The sequence below is a fragment of the Rhizobium sp. AAP43 genome (assembly GCF_001296045.1).
GTDB lineage: Bacteria > Pseudomonadota > Alphaproteobacteria > Rhizobiales > Rhizobiaceae > Allorhizobium.
In genome coordinates, this window is record NZ_LJHS01000012.1 from 95,368 (window position 1) to 110,189 (window position 14,822).

Here is a 14,822-nt window from a genome sequence, read left to right on the forward strand (position 1 = left end):
CTCACCTCAAAATGTCAGCGCGAGAAACATCAGGCCGAGGCCGACCATAGAACCCGTCCACACCAGCGACCGGATATAGGGAATACCCGCCAGGTAAAGCGGGTAGTAAGCAATGCGTCCGACGAACCAGACAACGGCACCGATCAAGCCGAGACCCGAGGTCTCACCGGTGAAGAGGAGACCCGCTGCAAGCGCCACGAAGGCCGGATAGGTCTCGCGAAAGTTCGAAGACGCGCGCGCAGCGCGACCGGCGAGCTTACCCGCCGGCTGCTTGTTGTCGTCCCGGGGGCCGGCATTCCACTTGGTGCCCAACTCCTTGGTGGCGAGCATGCCCTGCAGGAGGACATGCGCAACCAAAAGAACCACGCTCCAGCCAAGGAGCAGGACGAGCGGAGAGGCGGAAGCAGATACCGGTTCCATCGCGGATACTCCTTAGAGATCAAGAACCAGGCGTTCTGGATCTTCCAGGCTTTCCTTGACGCGAACGAGGAAGGTGACCGCTTCCTTGCCGTCAACGATACGGTGATCGTAGGAGAGGGCGAGATACATCATCGGACGGATGACGATCTGGCCCCCGACAACAACCGGACGCTCCTGGATCTTGTGCATGCCGAGGATACCCGACTGCGGAGCATTGAGGATCGGCGAGGACATCAGCGAACCGTAGACGCCGCCGTTGGAGATGGTGAAAGTGCCGCCCTGCATGTCTGCCATCGACAGCTGACCATCACGGGCAGCCTTGCCAAGACGACCGATTTCCTTTTCGATTTCGGCGATCGACATCTGGTCGGCATCGCGCACGACCGGAACCACGAGGCCCTTGTCCGTGCCGACAGCAACGCCGACATGGCAGTAGTTCTTGTAGATGATGTCGGTGCCGTCGATTTCGGCGTTAACGGCCGGCAGTTCCTTCAGCGCATGCGTGACGGCCTTGGTGAAGAAGCCCATGAAGCCTAGCTTCACGCCGTGCTTCTTCTCGAAGATGTCCTTGTAGCGGTTGCGCAGGTCCATGACCGCCTTCATGTCCACCTCGTTATAGGTGGTCAGCATGGCAGCCGTGTTCTGGGCGTCCTTGAGGCGCTTGGCGATCGTCTGGCGCAGGCGGGTCATCTTCACGCGCTCTTCACGCGGCGCGTCGCTTGCGGACGAGGCAGCACGCGGCGCTGCAGGAACGGCGGCAGGAGCCGGCGATGCTGTGCCCTTGGCGATGGCCGCGAGCACGTCACCCTTCAGAACCTGGCCACGCTTGCCAGAACCATCGACATCGGCAGTTGCGATGTTGTTGTCAGCAGCAAGCTTTGCAGCAGCCGGAGCCGCCGGCATGGCAGCAGCCGGGGCAGAGGCGACAGCGGCGGGTGCAGCAGCAACCGGAGCCGGAGCAGCAGGTGCCGCAGCAGGAGCCGGCGCGGATGCAGCGACAGAGCCAGCGGCGCCTTCGGCGATCTGGCCAAGCAGTGCGCCGAGACCGACGGTCTCGCCGTTCTGCGCAACAATCTCGGTCAGCACGCCGGAGACGGGCGACGGAACTTCGACCGTGACCTTGTCGGTTTCCAATTCGACGAGCGGTTCGTCAGCCTTGACGGTGTCGCCAACCTTCTTGAACCAGGTGCCGATGGTGGCTTCGCTGACGGATTCGCCAAGCGTGGGTACGCGGATTTCAGTGGCCATGATCTCAATTCCGTTGGTCAGAGAACGTTTCGGTCTGCGGGGGTGGCACGTGGGCGGATCAACCGCCCAGTGCATCCTCGAGGAAGGCTTCGAGCTGTGCGAGGTGCTTCGACATCAGGCCCGTCGCCGGCGAGGCGGCAGCCGGACGGCCGGTGTAGCGAACCCGCTGATACTTGGCATCGATATGAGCGAGCACCCACTCCAGATACGGGTCGATGAACGACCAGGCACCCATGTTCTTCGGCTCTTCCTGGCACCAGACCATCTCCGCATTGCGGAAACGGCTGAGCTCGTTGATCAGCGCCTTGGCCGGGAACGGGTAGAGCTGTTCGATGCGCAGCAGGTAGATATCATCAATCCCACGCTTTTCGCGCTCTTCCAGCAGGTCGTAATAAACCTTGCCGGTGCAGATCACGACACGACGGATCTTGGCATCCTTCTGCAGCTTGATCGGGCCGTCCTTGATGACTTCGGCATCATCCCACAACAGACGGTGGAACGAAGATTCACCGGCCATCTCAGCAAGGCTGGACGTGGCCCGCTTGTGACGCAGCAGGGACTTCGGTGTCATCATGATCAGCGGCTTGCGGAAGTCGCGCTTCATCTGTCGACGCAGAATGTGGAAGTAGTTTGCCGGCGTCGTGACGTTGGCGACCTGCATGTTGTCTTCGGCGCACATCTGCAGCCAGCGCTCGAGGCGGGCGGAAGAGTGCTCCGGTCCCTGACCTTCATAGCCATGCGGCAGAAGGCAGACGAGACCGGACATGCGCAGCCACTTGCGTTCACCCGACGAGATGAACTGGTCGAACACGACCTGCGCACCGTTGGCGAAGTCCCCGAACTGGGCTTCCCACAGGGTCAGAGCGTTTGGACGGGCAAGCGAATAACCGTACTCGAAACCGAGAACCGCTTCTTCCGAGAGCATCGAGTTGATGACTTCGTAGCGGGCCTGGTTCGGTGCTAGATTGGCGAGCGGGATGTAGCGCTCTTCGGTTTCCTGATCGTAGAGAACCGAGTGACGCTGGCTGAAGGTACCGCGTTCGCAATCCTGGCCGGACAGACGGATCTTGTGGCCATCGACAACCAGAGACCCAAAGGCAAGCGCCTCGGCCATCGCCCAGTCGATGCCTTCACCGGTTTCGACCATCTGCGCACGGTTTTCCATGAAACGCTGAATCGTGCGGTGGGCCTTGAATGTCTCCGGAATGGTCGACAGCTTGCGACCGATATCCTTGAGCGACTTCATCGGAACAGCTGTCTTGCCGCGACGCTGTTCATCGGCATTGTCGGCCGAGCGCAGACCCGACCACTGGCCATCCAGCCAATCAGCCTTGTTCGGCTTGTAGCTCTGGCCAGCTTCGAATTCCGACTCGAGGTTGGCGCGCCAGTCGGCCTTCATCTGCTCGAATTCGCCCTCATTCATCAGGCCTTCGGAGATCAAACGCTCGGCGTAGAGCTGCGCCACCGTCTTGTGAGCCCGGATGACCTTGTACATCTTCGGCTGCGTGAACGCAGGCTCGTCGCCTTCGTTGTGGCCGAAGCGGCGGTAGCAGAACATGTCGATGACGACAGGCTTGTGGAACTTCATCCGGTATTCGGTCGCGATCTTGGCGGCATAGGTAACCGCCTCCGGATCGTCACCGTTCACGTGGAAGATTGGCGCTTCGATCATCTTTGCGACGTCAGACGGATAAGGCGACGAACGCGAGAAAGCCGGATTGGTGGTGAAGCCGATCTGGTTGTTGATGATGACATGCATCGTGCCGGCAACGCGGTGACCGCGCAGACCCGACAGACCGAGGATTTCTGCAACGACACCCTGGCCGGCAAAGGCCGCATCACCGTGAATGAGAAGCGGCAGAACCTTGGAGCGTTCCTGCAACGGAATGACATCGCCATCCCAGACCTTGGCGAGCTGGTCCTGCTTTGCGCGGGCCTTGCCCATCACGACGGGGTTGACGATTTCCAGGTGCGACGGGTTTGCCGTCAGCGACAGGTGAACCTTGTTGCCGTCAAACTCGCGGTCTGACGAGGCACCGAGGTGATACTTGACGTCGCCCGAACCTTCGACTTCATCCGGCTTGAACGAACCACCCTTGAACTCATGGAAGACCGCGCGGTGCGGTTTGGCCATGACATTGGTGAGCACATTCAGACGGCCACGATGGGCCATGCCGAGAACGATCTCTTCCATGCCTTCCTGGCCGCCCCGCTTGATGATCTGCTCAAGTGCCGGGATCAGCGATTCACCACCGTCGAGACCAAAGCGCTTGGTGCCCTTGTACTTGACGTCGATGAACTGCTCGAAGCCTTCCGCCTCGACCAGCTTCTGCAGGATCGCCTTTTTGCCGTTCGGCGTAAATTCAACGCCCTTGCCGGGGCCTTCGATGCGCTCCTGAATCCAAGATTTCTCTTCCGGATTGGAGATATGCATGAATTCGACACCGAGCGTCGAACAGTAGGTCCGCTTCAGGATGTCTAGCATCTGCGGGATCGTGGCATATTCCAGACCCAGCACGTTATCGATGAAGATCTTGCGGTCGTAGTCGGCCTCCGTGAAGCCATAGGCCGTCGGCGACAACTCGTTGTAGTCCTCGACGGGCGCTGCAAGGCCGAGCGGGTCGAGATTGGCATGCAGGTGGCCGCGCATACGATAGGCGCGGATCATCATGATGGCACGCACGCTGTCGCGCGTTGCCTGCAGGACTTCCGTTTCCGAAACCGGCTTGCCAGTGGTGGCAGCAGCAGCTTCGGCCTTGGCCTGAACCTTCTTTTCGATGACTTTTTCGACCTTGCCCCAATTGCCGTCGAGGGCAGAGACCAGGTCGCCGCTTTCGGCAAGCGGCCAGTTGCTGCGCTGCCAGGACGCACCGCTGGCGGCCTTTTTGACATCGGTCGGATTGTCCGCGAGCGCCTTGAAGAAGGCCTTCCACTCGTCAGAAACCGAGGAGGGATCTTCCTGATAGCGTGCGTAGAGTTGCTCGATATAGGCTGCGTTCTGTCCGTCGAGGAATGACGTGATCAGGAACTGCTCGTTGGCCTCTTGCCTACTCATTGTGTTACGCGAGCGCGTCCGCCCGCCTCCCGACTAGAATTGATGGCCGGATGCCCGGCCTGCCGCTCAACGTTCGCTCGACGAGCGAATCGTTCTTGATATGCGAAGTCCAGGCGAAGGTTTGGCGGACCAATCCTTCGCCTGGCTTGATTTTCGTCAGGTCTCAGCCCTTGAGGACTTCGACCAGGGTCTTGCCCAGACGTGCCGGCGAAGGCGAAACCTTGATGCCAGCCGCTTCCATGGCTTCGATCTTGGATTCCGCATCGCCCTTGCCACCGGAAACGACAGCGCCGGCGTGACCCATGGTGCGACCCTTCGGAGCCGTGCGGCCTGCGATGAAGCCGGCCATCGGCTTCTTGCGGCCCTTCTTGGCTTCGTCGATGAGGAACTGCGCTGCGTCTTCTTCAGCCGAACCGCCGATTTCGCCGATCATGATGATCGAGGTCGTGGCCGGATCGGCCAGGAACATTTCGAGGACGTCGATGAACTCGGTGCCCTTGACCGGGTCGCCACCGATACCAACGGCAGTCGTCTGGCCAAGGCCTTCGTTCGAGGTCTGGAACACAGCTTCGTATGTAAGTGTTCCCGAGCGCGAGACAATGCCGACCGAGCCCTTGCGGAAGATCGAGCCCGGCATGATGCCGATCTTGCATTCTTCCGGCGTCAGGATACCCGGGCAGTTCGGGCCGAGAAGGCGCGACTTGGACTTGTCGAGCTTGGCCTTGACCCGCACCATATCCATGACCGGGATACCCTCGGTGATGCAGGTGATGAACGGGATCTCGGCGTCGATCGCCTCGATGATGGCGTCGGCAGCGCCGGCCGGCGGAACATAGATCACGGATGCGTCTGCACCGGTCTTTTCCTTGGCTTCGGCAACGGTCGCGAAGATCGGCAGGGTTTCACCCTTGGAGCCGGTCCAGTTTTCGCCACCCTTCTTCGGATGGATGCCGCCGACCATCTGCGTGCCGTAGTAAGCTAGCGCCTGTTCGGTGTGGAAGGTGCCGGTCTTGCCGGTCAGGCCCTGAACGAGGACCTTGGTGTTCTTGTTTACAAGAATGGACATCGAATAGGTTCCTCAGATTAGCCGTTGATCGCCGCGACGATCTTCTTGGCAGCGTCGTCCAGATCGTCGGCTGCGGTGATCGCGAGGCCGGATTCGTTCAGGAGCTTCTTGCCAAGTTCGACATTGGTGCCTTCGAGGCGCACGACGAGCGGAACCTTCAGGCCGACTTCCTTCACGGCGGCGATCACGCCTTCCGCGATGACGTCGCACTTCATGATGCCGCCGAAGATGTTGACGAGGATGCCCTCGACCTTCGGATCAGCCGTGATGATCTTGAAGGCAGCCGCGACCTTCTCCTTGCCAGCGCCACCGCCGACGTCGCAGAAGTTTGCCGGCTCCTTGCCGTAAAGCTTGATGATGTCCATCGTCGCCATGGCGAGACCGGCACCATTGACCATGCAGCCGATGTTGCCGTCGAGGGCCACGTAAGCGAGATCCCACTTGGAGGCTTCGATTTCCTTGGCATCTTCTTCGGTCTCGTCGCGCAGCGCCTTGACGTCGTCATGGCGGAACAGCGCGTTGCCGTCGAAGGACATCTTGGCGTCGAGAACGCGCAGATGATCATTCTTCATGACGATCAGCGGGTTGACCTCGAGCAGTGCCATGTCCTTCTCGACGAAGGCCTTGTAGAGGATCGGGAAAAGCGACTTCGCGTCTTCGGCAGCAGCACCGGTCAGCTCCAGAGCAGCCGAGATCTTGGCGACATCGGCGTCGGTGACGCCCGTCAGCGGGTCGATCGCGATCGTGTGGATCTTTTCCGGCGTGTCATGCGCAACGGCTTCGATGTCCATGCCACCTTCCGTCGAGACGACGAAGGCTACCTGGCCAACCGAGCGATCAACGAGCAGCGAGCAGTAGAGTTCGCGGGCAATGTCGGCACCGTCTTCGATATAGAGACGGTTGACCTGCTTGCCGGCTTCGCCCGTCTGGGCGGTCACCAGCGTGTTGCCGAACATTTCCTTGGCATGAGCCTTGGCTTCGTCGATCGAGAAAGCGAGGCGGACGCCGCCCTTGGCTTCCGGCGACAGTTCCTTGAACTTGCCCTTGCCGCGGCCGCCAGCATGGATCTGGCTCTTGACGACATAGAGGGGGCCCGGCAGCTGCTTGGCGGCAGCTTCGGCTTCTTCCGCAGAGAAGATCGCCACACCTTCAGCGACCGGTGCACCAAAGCTCTTCAGAAGAGCCTTGGCCTGATATTCATGAATGTTCATTGTCGTGTCCCTGTTTTGGGCGAAATGGCAATTACTTGAGAGCCGGCGCGATGTTGATGCAGGCTTCGCAGAGGCCGGCAACGGCGCCGACAGACTTCTGGAAGGCTTCTTCTTCGGCCTTGTTGAGGTCGATTTCGATGACGCGCTCGACGCCGCCTTCGCCAATCACGACCGGCACGCCGACATACATATCCTTCACGCCGTACTGACCGGTCAGGTAAGCAGCAGCCGGCAGAACGCGCTTCTTGTCCTTGAGGTAGGATTCCGCCATCTCGATGGCAGAGGCGGCCGGGGCGTAGTAGGCCGAGCCGGTCTTCAGGAGACCTACGATCTCAGCGCCACCGTCACGGGTGCGCTGGATGATTTCTTCGAGGCGCTCCTTGGTCACCCAACCCATCTTGACGAGGTCGGTCAGTGGAATGCCGCCGATGGTCGAGTAACGCGCGAGCGGCACCATGGTGTCGCCGTGGCCGCCGAGAACGAATGCGGTGACGTCCTGGACGGAAACCTTGAACTCTTCCGAGAGGAAGTGGCGGAAGCGAGCCGAGTCGAGAACGCCGGCCATGCCGACGACCTTGTTGGCTGGCAGGCCGGAGAACTTCTGCAGCGCCCAGACCATCGCGTCGAGCGGATTGGTGATGCAGATGACGAAGGCGTTCGGGGCATATTTCTTGATGCCGGCGCCAACCTGCTCCATGACCTTGAGGTTGATACCGAGCAGGTCGTCGCGGCTCATGCCAGGCTTGCGGGCAACACCGGCGGTGACGATGCAGACATCGGCGCCTTCGATCGCGGCGTAGTCGCTGGCGCCAGACAACTTGGCATTGAAGCCTTCGACCGGACCAGACTGGGCGATGTCGAGTCCCTTGCCCTGCGGGATGCCGTCAGCAATGTCGAACAGGACGATGTCGCCCAGTTCCTTCAGACTGGCGAGATGCGCCAGCGTACCACCAATCATTCCGGAACCGATAAGAGCGATCTTTTTGCGTGCCATCGAAGAACTTCCTTTTGGATCAACGACAAGGTTGAAACGAGCGTTAGCTGGCCCTTGTGGACAGATCGCATAGCGCTTGCGGGGCAAAATCGCAAACGATTATTTTGGAGCTAGGAATTTCAATCGGTTAGAAGTCAAAATTCTTACGTAAACGTAAGAATTTTATGACCGAATGTTTACGGTTTCGTGACGCTTGCCCTGATGCTGGTCTCGATACTCGACGCTGCGCATTTCAAAAAGTCTCGAAACTGTACGGTCAAATTCGAAACCTTCCGTGCCTTTTTTCTCGACCATGAGTTGATCGGGTGGGCGGACAGCGGAGGCGAATAGAAGAACGCCCGCATCATAAAGCGCATCGATGAGAATGATGAACCGCTTCGTCTCATTGCGATTGTCCGGGCCGAGGAAGGGGATGTCTTCGACGAACACCACCTCGAAACGCTGAGCAATCGCCAGATAATCGGAAGCTCCGAGCGGTCGCTCACAAAGCTCACGGAAAGAAAATCGTGCGCATCGCCCCGCAGCAATCGGGACATCGATGTGACGCCCTTTCATGGCGATCTGCATGGATGCCTCAACGGCTCCGTCGGTGATCTGGCGCCAAGCTATATCCATCTGCTTGCGCGTTTCCGCACCAAGCGGAGACACGAAGACTGGGAGGCTATCGATCTTTTCCATGCGGTAATCGGTCGGTGAATCCAGCGAAGCCACCTCCACGTGGCGCTTGAGGATATCGACAAACGGCAGAAACAGGCCGCGATTGAGGCCATCCCGATAGAGATTGTCAGGCTCGACATTGGACGTTGCGACGAGAATGCAGCCCCGGGCAAAAAGCTCGGTGAACAATCGTGCGAGGATCATCGCATCAGTGATATCCGTGACGGTGAATTCGTCGAAACACAGGAGCTGCGCCTCTTCGCGCAGGGCGGCGGCCACAGGCGGCACCGGATCGGCCTGCTTCGTCTCGCCGGCCTTCAACTTCTGACGATGTGCATGAATGCGCGTATGCACATCGGCCATGAATTCGTGGAAATGCGCCCTTCGCTTGTTTTCGATCGGCGCCATCTCGAAGAACATGTCCATCAACATGGTTTTGCCGCGCCCGACGCTACCATGAACGTAGAGCCCCCGGACTGCCGTATCGGGCTTTCGCTTCTGCGCGAATATCCAGCCAAGTGCGCTTTTCTTGGCCGCGGGTTTGCGGGCCTTGAGATCAAGCAGGATGCGATCGAGTTTCTGCGCGACACCAATCTGGGCCGGATCAGCTTGTAAAGCGCCACCCTTCGTCAAGGCGCGCAGCTGCTCTGCGACGCTCAGCGCATAATCGGGAATAGGGTCCATGGATAGGCTCCGCCGGGGCAGCGGCGCCTGGCGCCGCTGCAGATCTGCAGAAGGATCAGCGGCTCAGGCTGAGAGACTGGCCGGAACCGGTGCTGCCGTCGAAGCGAGCATCCGCGGTCTTGTACACGCTACCAATCGCATTGCCATTGGGATCCTTGAACACGACCTGGCGGCCGGAAACCTCCCAGGAACGCATGGTGCTGAGTTCGCCGGTGCAGCCACGGGTACCACCGCGGGCACCGCTTCCGAGATCGGTGAGCGTAAGGAACATGTCGCAGCTTGAGCCGGCGGCCTGGACACGCCAGTTACCAACCATGGAAGCCTTCGTGACATCCATTGCTGTGGCTGGCGCGACGGAAGGATTGACGGCAGCCGTATTCGTCGGCGCCGTCGGGAATTGTGAGGCAGTGCCGCCCGGAGGAGGCAACTGGCCGGACTGAACCTGCGGCACCGGCTGCGCCTGCAGCGGCGGCAATGAACTGTTGGCAGAATTGATATTGCTATAGCTGGTGCGCTGGCAACCGGCGAGAGCCAGCAGGATCGCGACCCCCGTCACAGCGTGATTGAATTTCATCTTAATACTCCCGCTCTCGCGACACTTGCCGCAACATGCCGTATAACTCGGTTAGAAATATGTTACCGCGATGTGGTTAATCAAGTTCCCCATAGCGAGGGAAGGACATTCCTGCCCTTCAGATACGAAGAAAGGCCGCCCGGAGAGGTTCCGCGCGGCCTTCGATAGAGTGAAAACACGGCTCAAGCGCGGCGCTCGACCATCATCTTCTTGATTTCGGCGATTGCCTTGGCCGGATTGAGACCCTTCGGGCAGGCCTGCGCACAGTTCATGATCGTGTGGCAACGATAAAGCCGGAAAGGATCCTCGAGATTGTCGAGACGTTCACCGGTCGCTTCATCTCTGGAATCAATCAGCCAGCGATAGGCCTGCAGCAGAACAGCCGGACCGAGATAACGGTCGCCGTTCCACCAGTAGCTCGGACAGGAGGTCGAGCAGCAGGCGCACAGGATGCACTCGTAAAGACCATCAAGCTTCTGACGGTCCTCATGGCTCTGCTTCCATTCCTTGGCAGGCGGAGGAGAGACCGTTTTAAGCCAGGGCTCGATCGAACGATGCTGCGCATAGAAGTTATTGAGGTCCGGCACGAGGTCTTTGACCACGGGCAGATGCGGCAGAGGATAGACCTTCACCGTGCCGTTCACCTCATCCATGCCCTTGGTGCAGGCCAGCGTATTGGTGCCGTCAATATTCATCGCGCAAGAACCGCAAATGCCTTCACGGCAGGAACGGCGCAGCGTCAGCGTCGGATCGATATTGTTCTTGATATACAGGAGACCATCAAGAACCATGGGACCGCAGTCATCAACATCGATGTAGAAGGTATCGATGCGCGGATTTTCCCCGTCATCGGGGCTCCAGCGATAAACTCGGTATTCCCGAACATTCTTGGCACCGGCCGGCTTCGGCCAGACCTTGCCTTCGGTCATCTGAGAGTTTTTGGGAAGAGCAAGTTCAACCATGTCCAATACCTCTCAAATCAATAAACACGTGCCTTTGGCGCGATCTTGTAGGGATCGATGCCTTCGGCAATGAGTTCCGTGTGGACCGGACGGTAGTCGAGCTTCACATCGCCAGCTTCGTTCACCCAGGCAAGCGTATGCTTGCGCCAGTTCACGTCGTCGCGTCCGGCGAATGGACCATCGACATAATCCTCGCGGGCATGCGAACCGCGGCTTTCCTTGCGTGCTTCGGCGCCATACACCGTGGTGATGGCGTTAGCCATGAGGTTATGCAGTTCCAGCGTTTCGACGAGGTCCGAGTTCCAGATCATCGAGCGGTCGGTGACTTTGATGTCCGGCAGCTCCTTCCAGATGGCCGACAGACGGCGGCAACCGCTTTCGAGCGATTCCTGGGTGCGGAACACGGCTGCATCATCCTGCATGGCGCGCTGCATCTTGTCGCGCAGAACGGCCGTCGGCGTCTGGCCCGATGCGTGGCGCGTGTTATCGAAGCGATCCATGATCTTGTCGCAGGCGGCGATGTTCAGCGCCGGAATTGGCGATGTACGGTCAATGACTTCGGCAGCGCGAATAGCGGCTGCACGGCCGAAGACCACGAGGTCGATCAGCGAATTCGAGCCAAGACGGTTTGCACCATGAACCGAGGCACAGCCAGCTTCGCCGACGGCCATCAGGCCCGGGATCACCCGTTCCGGATTGTTCGAATCGGCGTTCAGCACTTCACCCCAATAGTTCGTGGGAATGCCGCCCATATTGTAATGAACGGTTGGCAGAACCGGGATCGGCTCGCGGGTTACGTCGACACCGGCGAAGATCTTCGCCGATTCGGAGATGCCGGGCAGGCGCTCGTGCAGGACGGCCGGGTCAAGATGGTCGAGATGCAGGAAGATGTGGTCCTTGTTCTTGCCGACGCCGCGGCCTTCACGGATTTCCATCGTCATGCAGCGCGAGACAACGTCACGCGAGGCAAGATCCTTGGCGGACGGCGCATAGCGCTCCATGAAGCGCTCGCCTTCGGAGTTGACGAGGTAGCCGCCTTCCCCGCGTGCACCTTCCGTGATCAGGCAGCCAGCGCCATAGATGCCGGTCGGGTGGAACTGGACAAATTCCATGTCCTGCAGCGGCAGGCCGGCACGCGCAACCATGCCGCCACCGTCACCGGTGCAGGTGTGTGCGGACGTGGCCGAGAAGTAAGCGCGACCATAACCGCCGGTCGCCAGAACCACCATCTTCGCCGAGAAGCGATGGATGGTGCCGTCGTCGAGGTTCCAGGCGACGACCCCGGTGCAGCGGCTGCCATCCTCCGACATGATGAGGTCGAGCGCGAAATACTCGATGAAGAATTCCGCATTGTTGCGCAGCGACTGGCCGTAGAGCGTGTGCAGGATGGCGTGACCGGTACGGTCGGCGGCAGCGCAGGTACGCTGCACCGGCGGGCCTTCGCCGTAGTTCTGCATGTGACCGCCGAACGGGCGCTGGTAGATCTTGCCTTCCTCGTTACGCGAGAAAGGAACGCCGTAATGCTCGAGCTCATAAACCGCCTTCGGCGCTTCCATGGCGAGATACTGCATGGCGTCGACGTCGCCGAGCCAGTCGGACCCCTTGACGGTGTCATAGAGGTGCCACTGCCAGCAATCGGGCGTCATGTTGTTCAGCGAAGCCGCAATACCGCCCTGAGCCGCGACTGTGTGCGAACGAGTCGGGAATACCTTGGTGATGCAGGCCGTCTTGAAGCCTTGTTCGGCCATACCGAGCGTCGCGCGAAGCCCGGCGCCACCGGCGCCAACGACGACGACGTCGTAGGAATGGTCAACATAGGTGTAGGCCTTGCCGGTCTGGGCGAAGTTATGAATGGTTGCCATGTTGAATTACCCTACGAATGCAATCTTCAAGATGGCGAAAAGACAGAGGCCACCCATCAGGATTGCGAAGAAAGTGTTGAGCATCAGGAGCAGCAGCTTCGGGATCTCGGCGTGGACATAGTCCTCGATCACGACCTGCATACCGAGCTTCATGTGGATCAGGCCGGAGACCACGACCAGCCCCATGACAACGGCGACGAAGGGGTGCGACAATGCGCCCACCACTTCGGCATAAGGCGCGCCGTTGTACATGACGAGGAAACCGACAAAAAAGATCATCAGCGGAATGTTCGATACGGCGGTCAGACGCTGACGCCAGAAATGCTCGGTGCCTTCCTTGGCCGAGCCGAGACCGCGGACCTTGCCGAGCGGAGTGCGCATATCCATGGAATGATGCCTCAGGTGCGAATGATGTAGGCGATGATCCAGACGACGATCGTCAGGACAACGGACGCGATGATGTTGGCCTTGGCAAGCTTCGTCGAGAAGTGCTTGTCGAAGCCATAGCCGACATCCCACATCAAGTGGCGCAGGCCGCCGAGCATGTGGTGGATGAGCGCCCAGGTGTAACCCAACAGGATCAGGCGGCCGATGATCGTGCCCATGAACCAGTTGACCCACTCAAAATATTCGGCCCCCGTCGAGGCGGCGATGAGCCACCAGGCAACAAGGATTGTGCCGAAGTAGAGAGCCCCACCGGTAATGCGGTGCAGGATCGACATGACCATGGTCGGAATAGGCTTGTAGATTTGCAGGTGCGGCGACAGGGGCCGGCTTTTCGTCACATTCGCCATCTAAACCTCGCGGCGTCTCGATGCGGTCCGGATTTCGGACATTGGGGTCACAATGCGCCCAGTGATTTTAGGTGCATTGCATCAGGGCGACGTTTAATCCTCTGCCCCCCGGACGACAAGCACATTCGCTAGACGATTTCAATTTAATCGATTTGCGTGAATAGAACTTTAGCCTCACCTCAAACCAATGCCGCTGATACGAAAAAACGAAGCCAGCGGATGACTTTAGCGATCATCTTCGGCATTATGCGTTAACGATTTGTTAACCATGCCGGAGAAGGACCGATGATCCTGTCACGCGTTGAAGTCGCTGCCCTCGTCTCGCTCACCATACTTGCCATGGCATCTCCTGCCATTTCCAAGGACGGGAACCGACATTCCGGTCGCGGTCACCAGCCACGTCAAGAGCAATCAATTGTCGGCACCGGAGGTCTCCCATCGGTCGTTCCCGGCATCGGCACCTTTGTCGGCAGCATCTCCGCCGTTCGCATCAAGGGGAACGGCGTTTTCATCGCCGTCGATCGCGGCTCACGCCCAACCGCTGTCGCCTATCGCGCTCCAAAAGCGCGGATCATTGAAGTCGCGGCCGAGAATACGGATGACGCCTGCAGTCTGGAAGCGGGTGTCTGCGTCATCCGGCTGAAGAACTGACGAACCGCCAGACGGTCGTCTTCTTCACTTCACTGTCCTCAAGCACTCGGGTCACCGGCACCTCGTAGCTGGCGAGTGCCTCCAGACGCTCCGTCGGGCGATAGCTGCGACCGGGATCGCCGACCAGGACCGTGCAGCCCTTATTGGCAACGGTTTCGAACCACGCAACCAATGCCCGCGCGAAATCGCTGTCGTAGAAGACATCGCCAGCCAGGATCACGTCTACATCGACAGATTGGCCGATCAGGTCATCATCGGTGAAATCGACCGAGACGTCGTTCAAAATGCAATTCAAACGGACGGCCGTGCGCGCCCAGGGATCGATGTCGGCTGCCAGTACCTCACCCGCACCCGCCATCGCCGCAGCAATGGCCACAAGGCCGGAACCGCTGGCGAAATCCAGCACCTTTTTTCCGCGAACGATTTCCGGATGATCAATCACGTAACGGGCAAGCCCCTGACCGCCCGCCCAGGCGAAGGCCCAGAAAGGCGGCGGCAGGCCAATGGCTTCCAGATCCTCTTCCGTCTTCTGCCATAGGTCATGCACCTCGCTGGCAAGATGCAAACGGATCTCCGGCACATGCGGCGGCGGCAGCACGCTGGTATTGTCCAGGATGAAGCGTTCCGGATCCGTTTTCACGCGA

The 14,822-nt window shown here is 59.5% G+C and carries 14 protein-coding genes; 1 reads left to right on the forward strand and 13 read right to left on the reverse strand.

Annotated elements, in window-relative coordinates; translation table 11 throughout:
* Positions 1 to 6: 6 nt before the first annotated feature.
* The 12 genes from IP76_RS09065 to sdhC all read right to left on the reverse strand — a co-directional run bounded on the left by IP76_RS09065 (position 7) and on the right by sdhC (position 13,527).
* Entirely contained in the window at positions 7 to 420 is a 414-nt protein-coding gene (locus IP76_RS09065) for an MAPEG family protein (RefSeq protein WP_054157891.1), read from the reverse strand.
* Positions 421 to 432: 12 nt separating this feature from the next.
* Entirely contained in the window at positions 433 to 1,668 is a 1,236-nt protein-coding gene (odhB, locus tag IP76_RS09070) for a 2-oxoglutarate dehydrogenase complex dihydrolipoyllysine-residue succinyltransferase (protein ID WP_054157892.1), read from the reverse strand.
* Positions 1,669 to 1,726: 58 nt separating this feature from the next.
* Positions 1,727 to 4,723, reverse strand: a complete 2,997-nt coding sequence (locus IP76_RS09075; protein ID WP_054157893.1) for a 2-oxoglutarate dehydrogenase E1 component — start codon at positions 4,721 to 4,723, stop codon at positions 1,727 to 1,729.
* Positions 4,724 to 4,886: 163 nt separating this feature from the next.
* Positions 4,887 to 5,789, reverse strand: coding sequence for a succinate--CoA ligase subunit alpha (gene sucD / locus IP76_RS09080; RefSeq protein ID WP_006724463.1), 903 nt, complete (start codon positions 5,787 to 5,789; stop codon positions 4,887 to 4,889).
* Between the two features lie 17 nt (positions 5,790 to 5,806).
* Positions 5,807 to 7,000 carry an ADP-forming succinate--CoA ligase subunit beta gene (sucC, locus tag IP76_RS09085; RefSeq protein ID WP_054157894.1) on the reverse strand — a complete coding sequence of 398 codons (1,194 nt, stop codon included), beginning with the start codon at positions 6,998 to 7,000 and terminating at the stop codon, positions 5,807 to 5,809.
* A 31-nt stretch (positions 7,001 to 7,031) separates the two neighbouring features.
* On the reverse strand, positions 7,032 to 7,994 hold the full coding sequence (mdh, locus tag IP76_RS09090) for a malate dehydrogenase (protein ID WP_054157895.1): 963 nt from the start codon (positions 7,992 to 7,994) through the stop codon (positions 7,032 to 7,034).
* Positions 7,995 to 8,156: 162 nt separating this feature from the next.
* Positions 8,157 to 9,335, reverse strand: a complete 1,179-nt coding sequence (gene zapE / locus IP76_RS09095; RefSeq protein ID WP_054157896.1) for a cell division protein ZapE — start codon at positions 9,333 to 9,335, stop codon at positions 8,157 to 8,159.
* A 55-nt stretch (positions 9,336 to 9,390) separates the two neighbouring features.
* Positions 9,391 to 9,909 carry a protease inhibitor Inh/omp19 family protein gene (locus IP76_RS09100; RefSeq protein WP_054157897.1) on the reverse strand — a complete coding sequence of 173 codons (519 nt, stop codon included), beginning with the start codon at positions 9,907 to 9,909 and terminating at the stop codon, positions 9,391 to 9,393.
* 182 nt (positions 9,910 to 10,091) lie between these two features.
* A complete protein-coding gene (locus IP76_RS09105) occupies positions 10,092 to 10,871 on the reverse strand; it encodes a succinate dehydrogenase iron-sulfur subunit (RefSeq protein WP_054157898.1) in 780 nt (259 codons plus the stop codon).
* A gap of 17 nt (positions 10,872 to 10,888) precedes the next feature.
* The gene (sdhA, locus tag IP76_RS09110) at positions 10,889 to 12,733 is read right to left on the reverse strand and encodes a succinate dehydrogenase flavoprotein subunit (RefSeq protein ID WP_054157899.1); all 1,845 of its coding nucleotides are present in this window, start codon (positions 12,731 to 12,733) and stop codon (positions 10,889 to 10,891) included.
* A 6-nt stretch (positions 12,734 to 12,739) separates the two neighbouring features.
* Positions 12,740 to 13,120 (reverse strand): succinate dehydrogenase, hydrophobic membrane anchor protein, encoded by a 381-nt coding sequence (sdhD, locus tag IP76_RS09115; RefSeq protein WP_054157900.1) that lies wholly within the window; start codon positions 13,118 to 13,120, stop codon positions 12,740 to 12,742.
* Positions 13,121 to 13,131: 11 nt separating this feature from the next.
* On the reverse strand, positions 13,132 to 13,527 hold the full coding sequence (gene sdhC / locus IP76_RS09120) for a succinate dehydrogenase, cytochrome b556 subunit (RefSeq protein WP_054157901.1): 396 nt from the start codon (positions 13,525 to 13,527) through the stop codon (positions 13,132 to 13,134).
* Between the two features lie 285 nt (positions 13,528 to 13,812).
* On the opposite strand from sdhC, the gene IP76_RS09125 reads away from it, so the two are divergent.
* The gene (locus tag IP76_RS09125) at positions 13,813 to 14,178 is read left to right on the forward strand and encodes a hypothetical protein (RefSeq protein WP_054157902.1); all 366 of its coding nucleotides are present in this window, start codon (positions 13,813 to 13,815) and stop codon (positions 14,176 to 14,178) included.
* On the opposite strand, the gene IP76_RS09130 is transcribed toward IP76_RS09125, so the two are convergent.
* Positions 14,159 to 14,818, reverse strand: coding sequence for a methyltransferase (locus tag IP76_RS09130; protein ID WP_054157903.1), 660 nt, complete (start codon positions 14,816 to 14,818; stop codon positions 14,159 to 14,161). The genes IP76_RS09125 and IP76_RS09130 overlap by 20 nt on opposite strands.
* Positions 14,819 to 14,822: the final 4 nt, after the last annotated feature.

Bases quoted from the DNA above. Each gene is read 5' to 3' on its own strand.
- IP76_RS09065 (WP_054157891.1), bottom strand. From the start codon at position 420: ATGGAACCGGTATCTGCTTCCGCCTCTCCGCTCGTCCTGCTCCTTGGC.
- odhB (WP_054157892.1), bottom strand. From the start codon at position 1,668: ATGGCCACTGAAATCCGCGTACCCACGCTTGGCGAATCCGTCAGCGAA.
- IP76_RS09075 (WP_054157893.1), bottom strand. From the start codon at position 4,723: ATGAGTAGGCAAGAGGCCAACGAGCAGTTCCTGATCACGTCATTCCTC.
- sucD (WP_006724463.1), bottom strand. From the start codon at position 5,789: ATGTCCATTCTTGTAAACAAGAACACCAAGGTCCTCGTTCAGGGCCTG.
- sucC (WP_054157894.1), bottom strand. From the start codon at position 7,000: ATGAACATTCATGAATATCAGGCCAAGGCTCTTCTGAAGAGCTTTGGT.
- mdh (WP_054157895.1), bottom strand. From the start codon at position 7,994: ATGGCACGCAAAAAGATCGCTCTTATCGGTTCCGGAATGATTGGTGGT.
- zapE (WP_054157896.1), bottom strand. From the start codon at position 9,335: ATGGACCCTATTCCCGATTATGCGCTGAGCGTCGCAGAGCAGCTGCGC.
- IP76_RS09100 (WP_054157897.1), bottom strand. From the start codon at position 9,909: ATGAAATTCAATCACGCTGTGACGGGGGTCGCGATCCTGCTGGCTCTC.
- IP76_RS09105 (WP_054157898.1), bottom strand. From the start codon at position 10,871: ATGGTTGAACTTGCTCTTCCCAAAAACTCTCAGATGACCGAAGGCAAG.
- sdhA (WP_054157899.1), bottom strand. From the start codon at position 12,733: ATGGCAACCATTCATAACTTCGCCCAGACCGGCAAGGCCTACACCTAT.
- sdhD (WP_054157900.1), bottom strand. From the start codon at position 13,120: ATGGATATGCGCACTCCGCTCGGCAAGGTCCGCGGTCTCGGCTCGGCC.
- sdhC (WP_054157901.1), bottom strand. From the start codon at position 13,527: ATGGCGAATGTGACGAAAAGCCGGCCCCTGTCGCCGCACCTGCAAATC.
- IP76_RS09125 (WP_054157902.1), top strand. From the start codon at position 13,813: ATGATCCTGTCACGCGTTGAAGTCGCTGCCCTCGTCTCGCTCACCATA.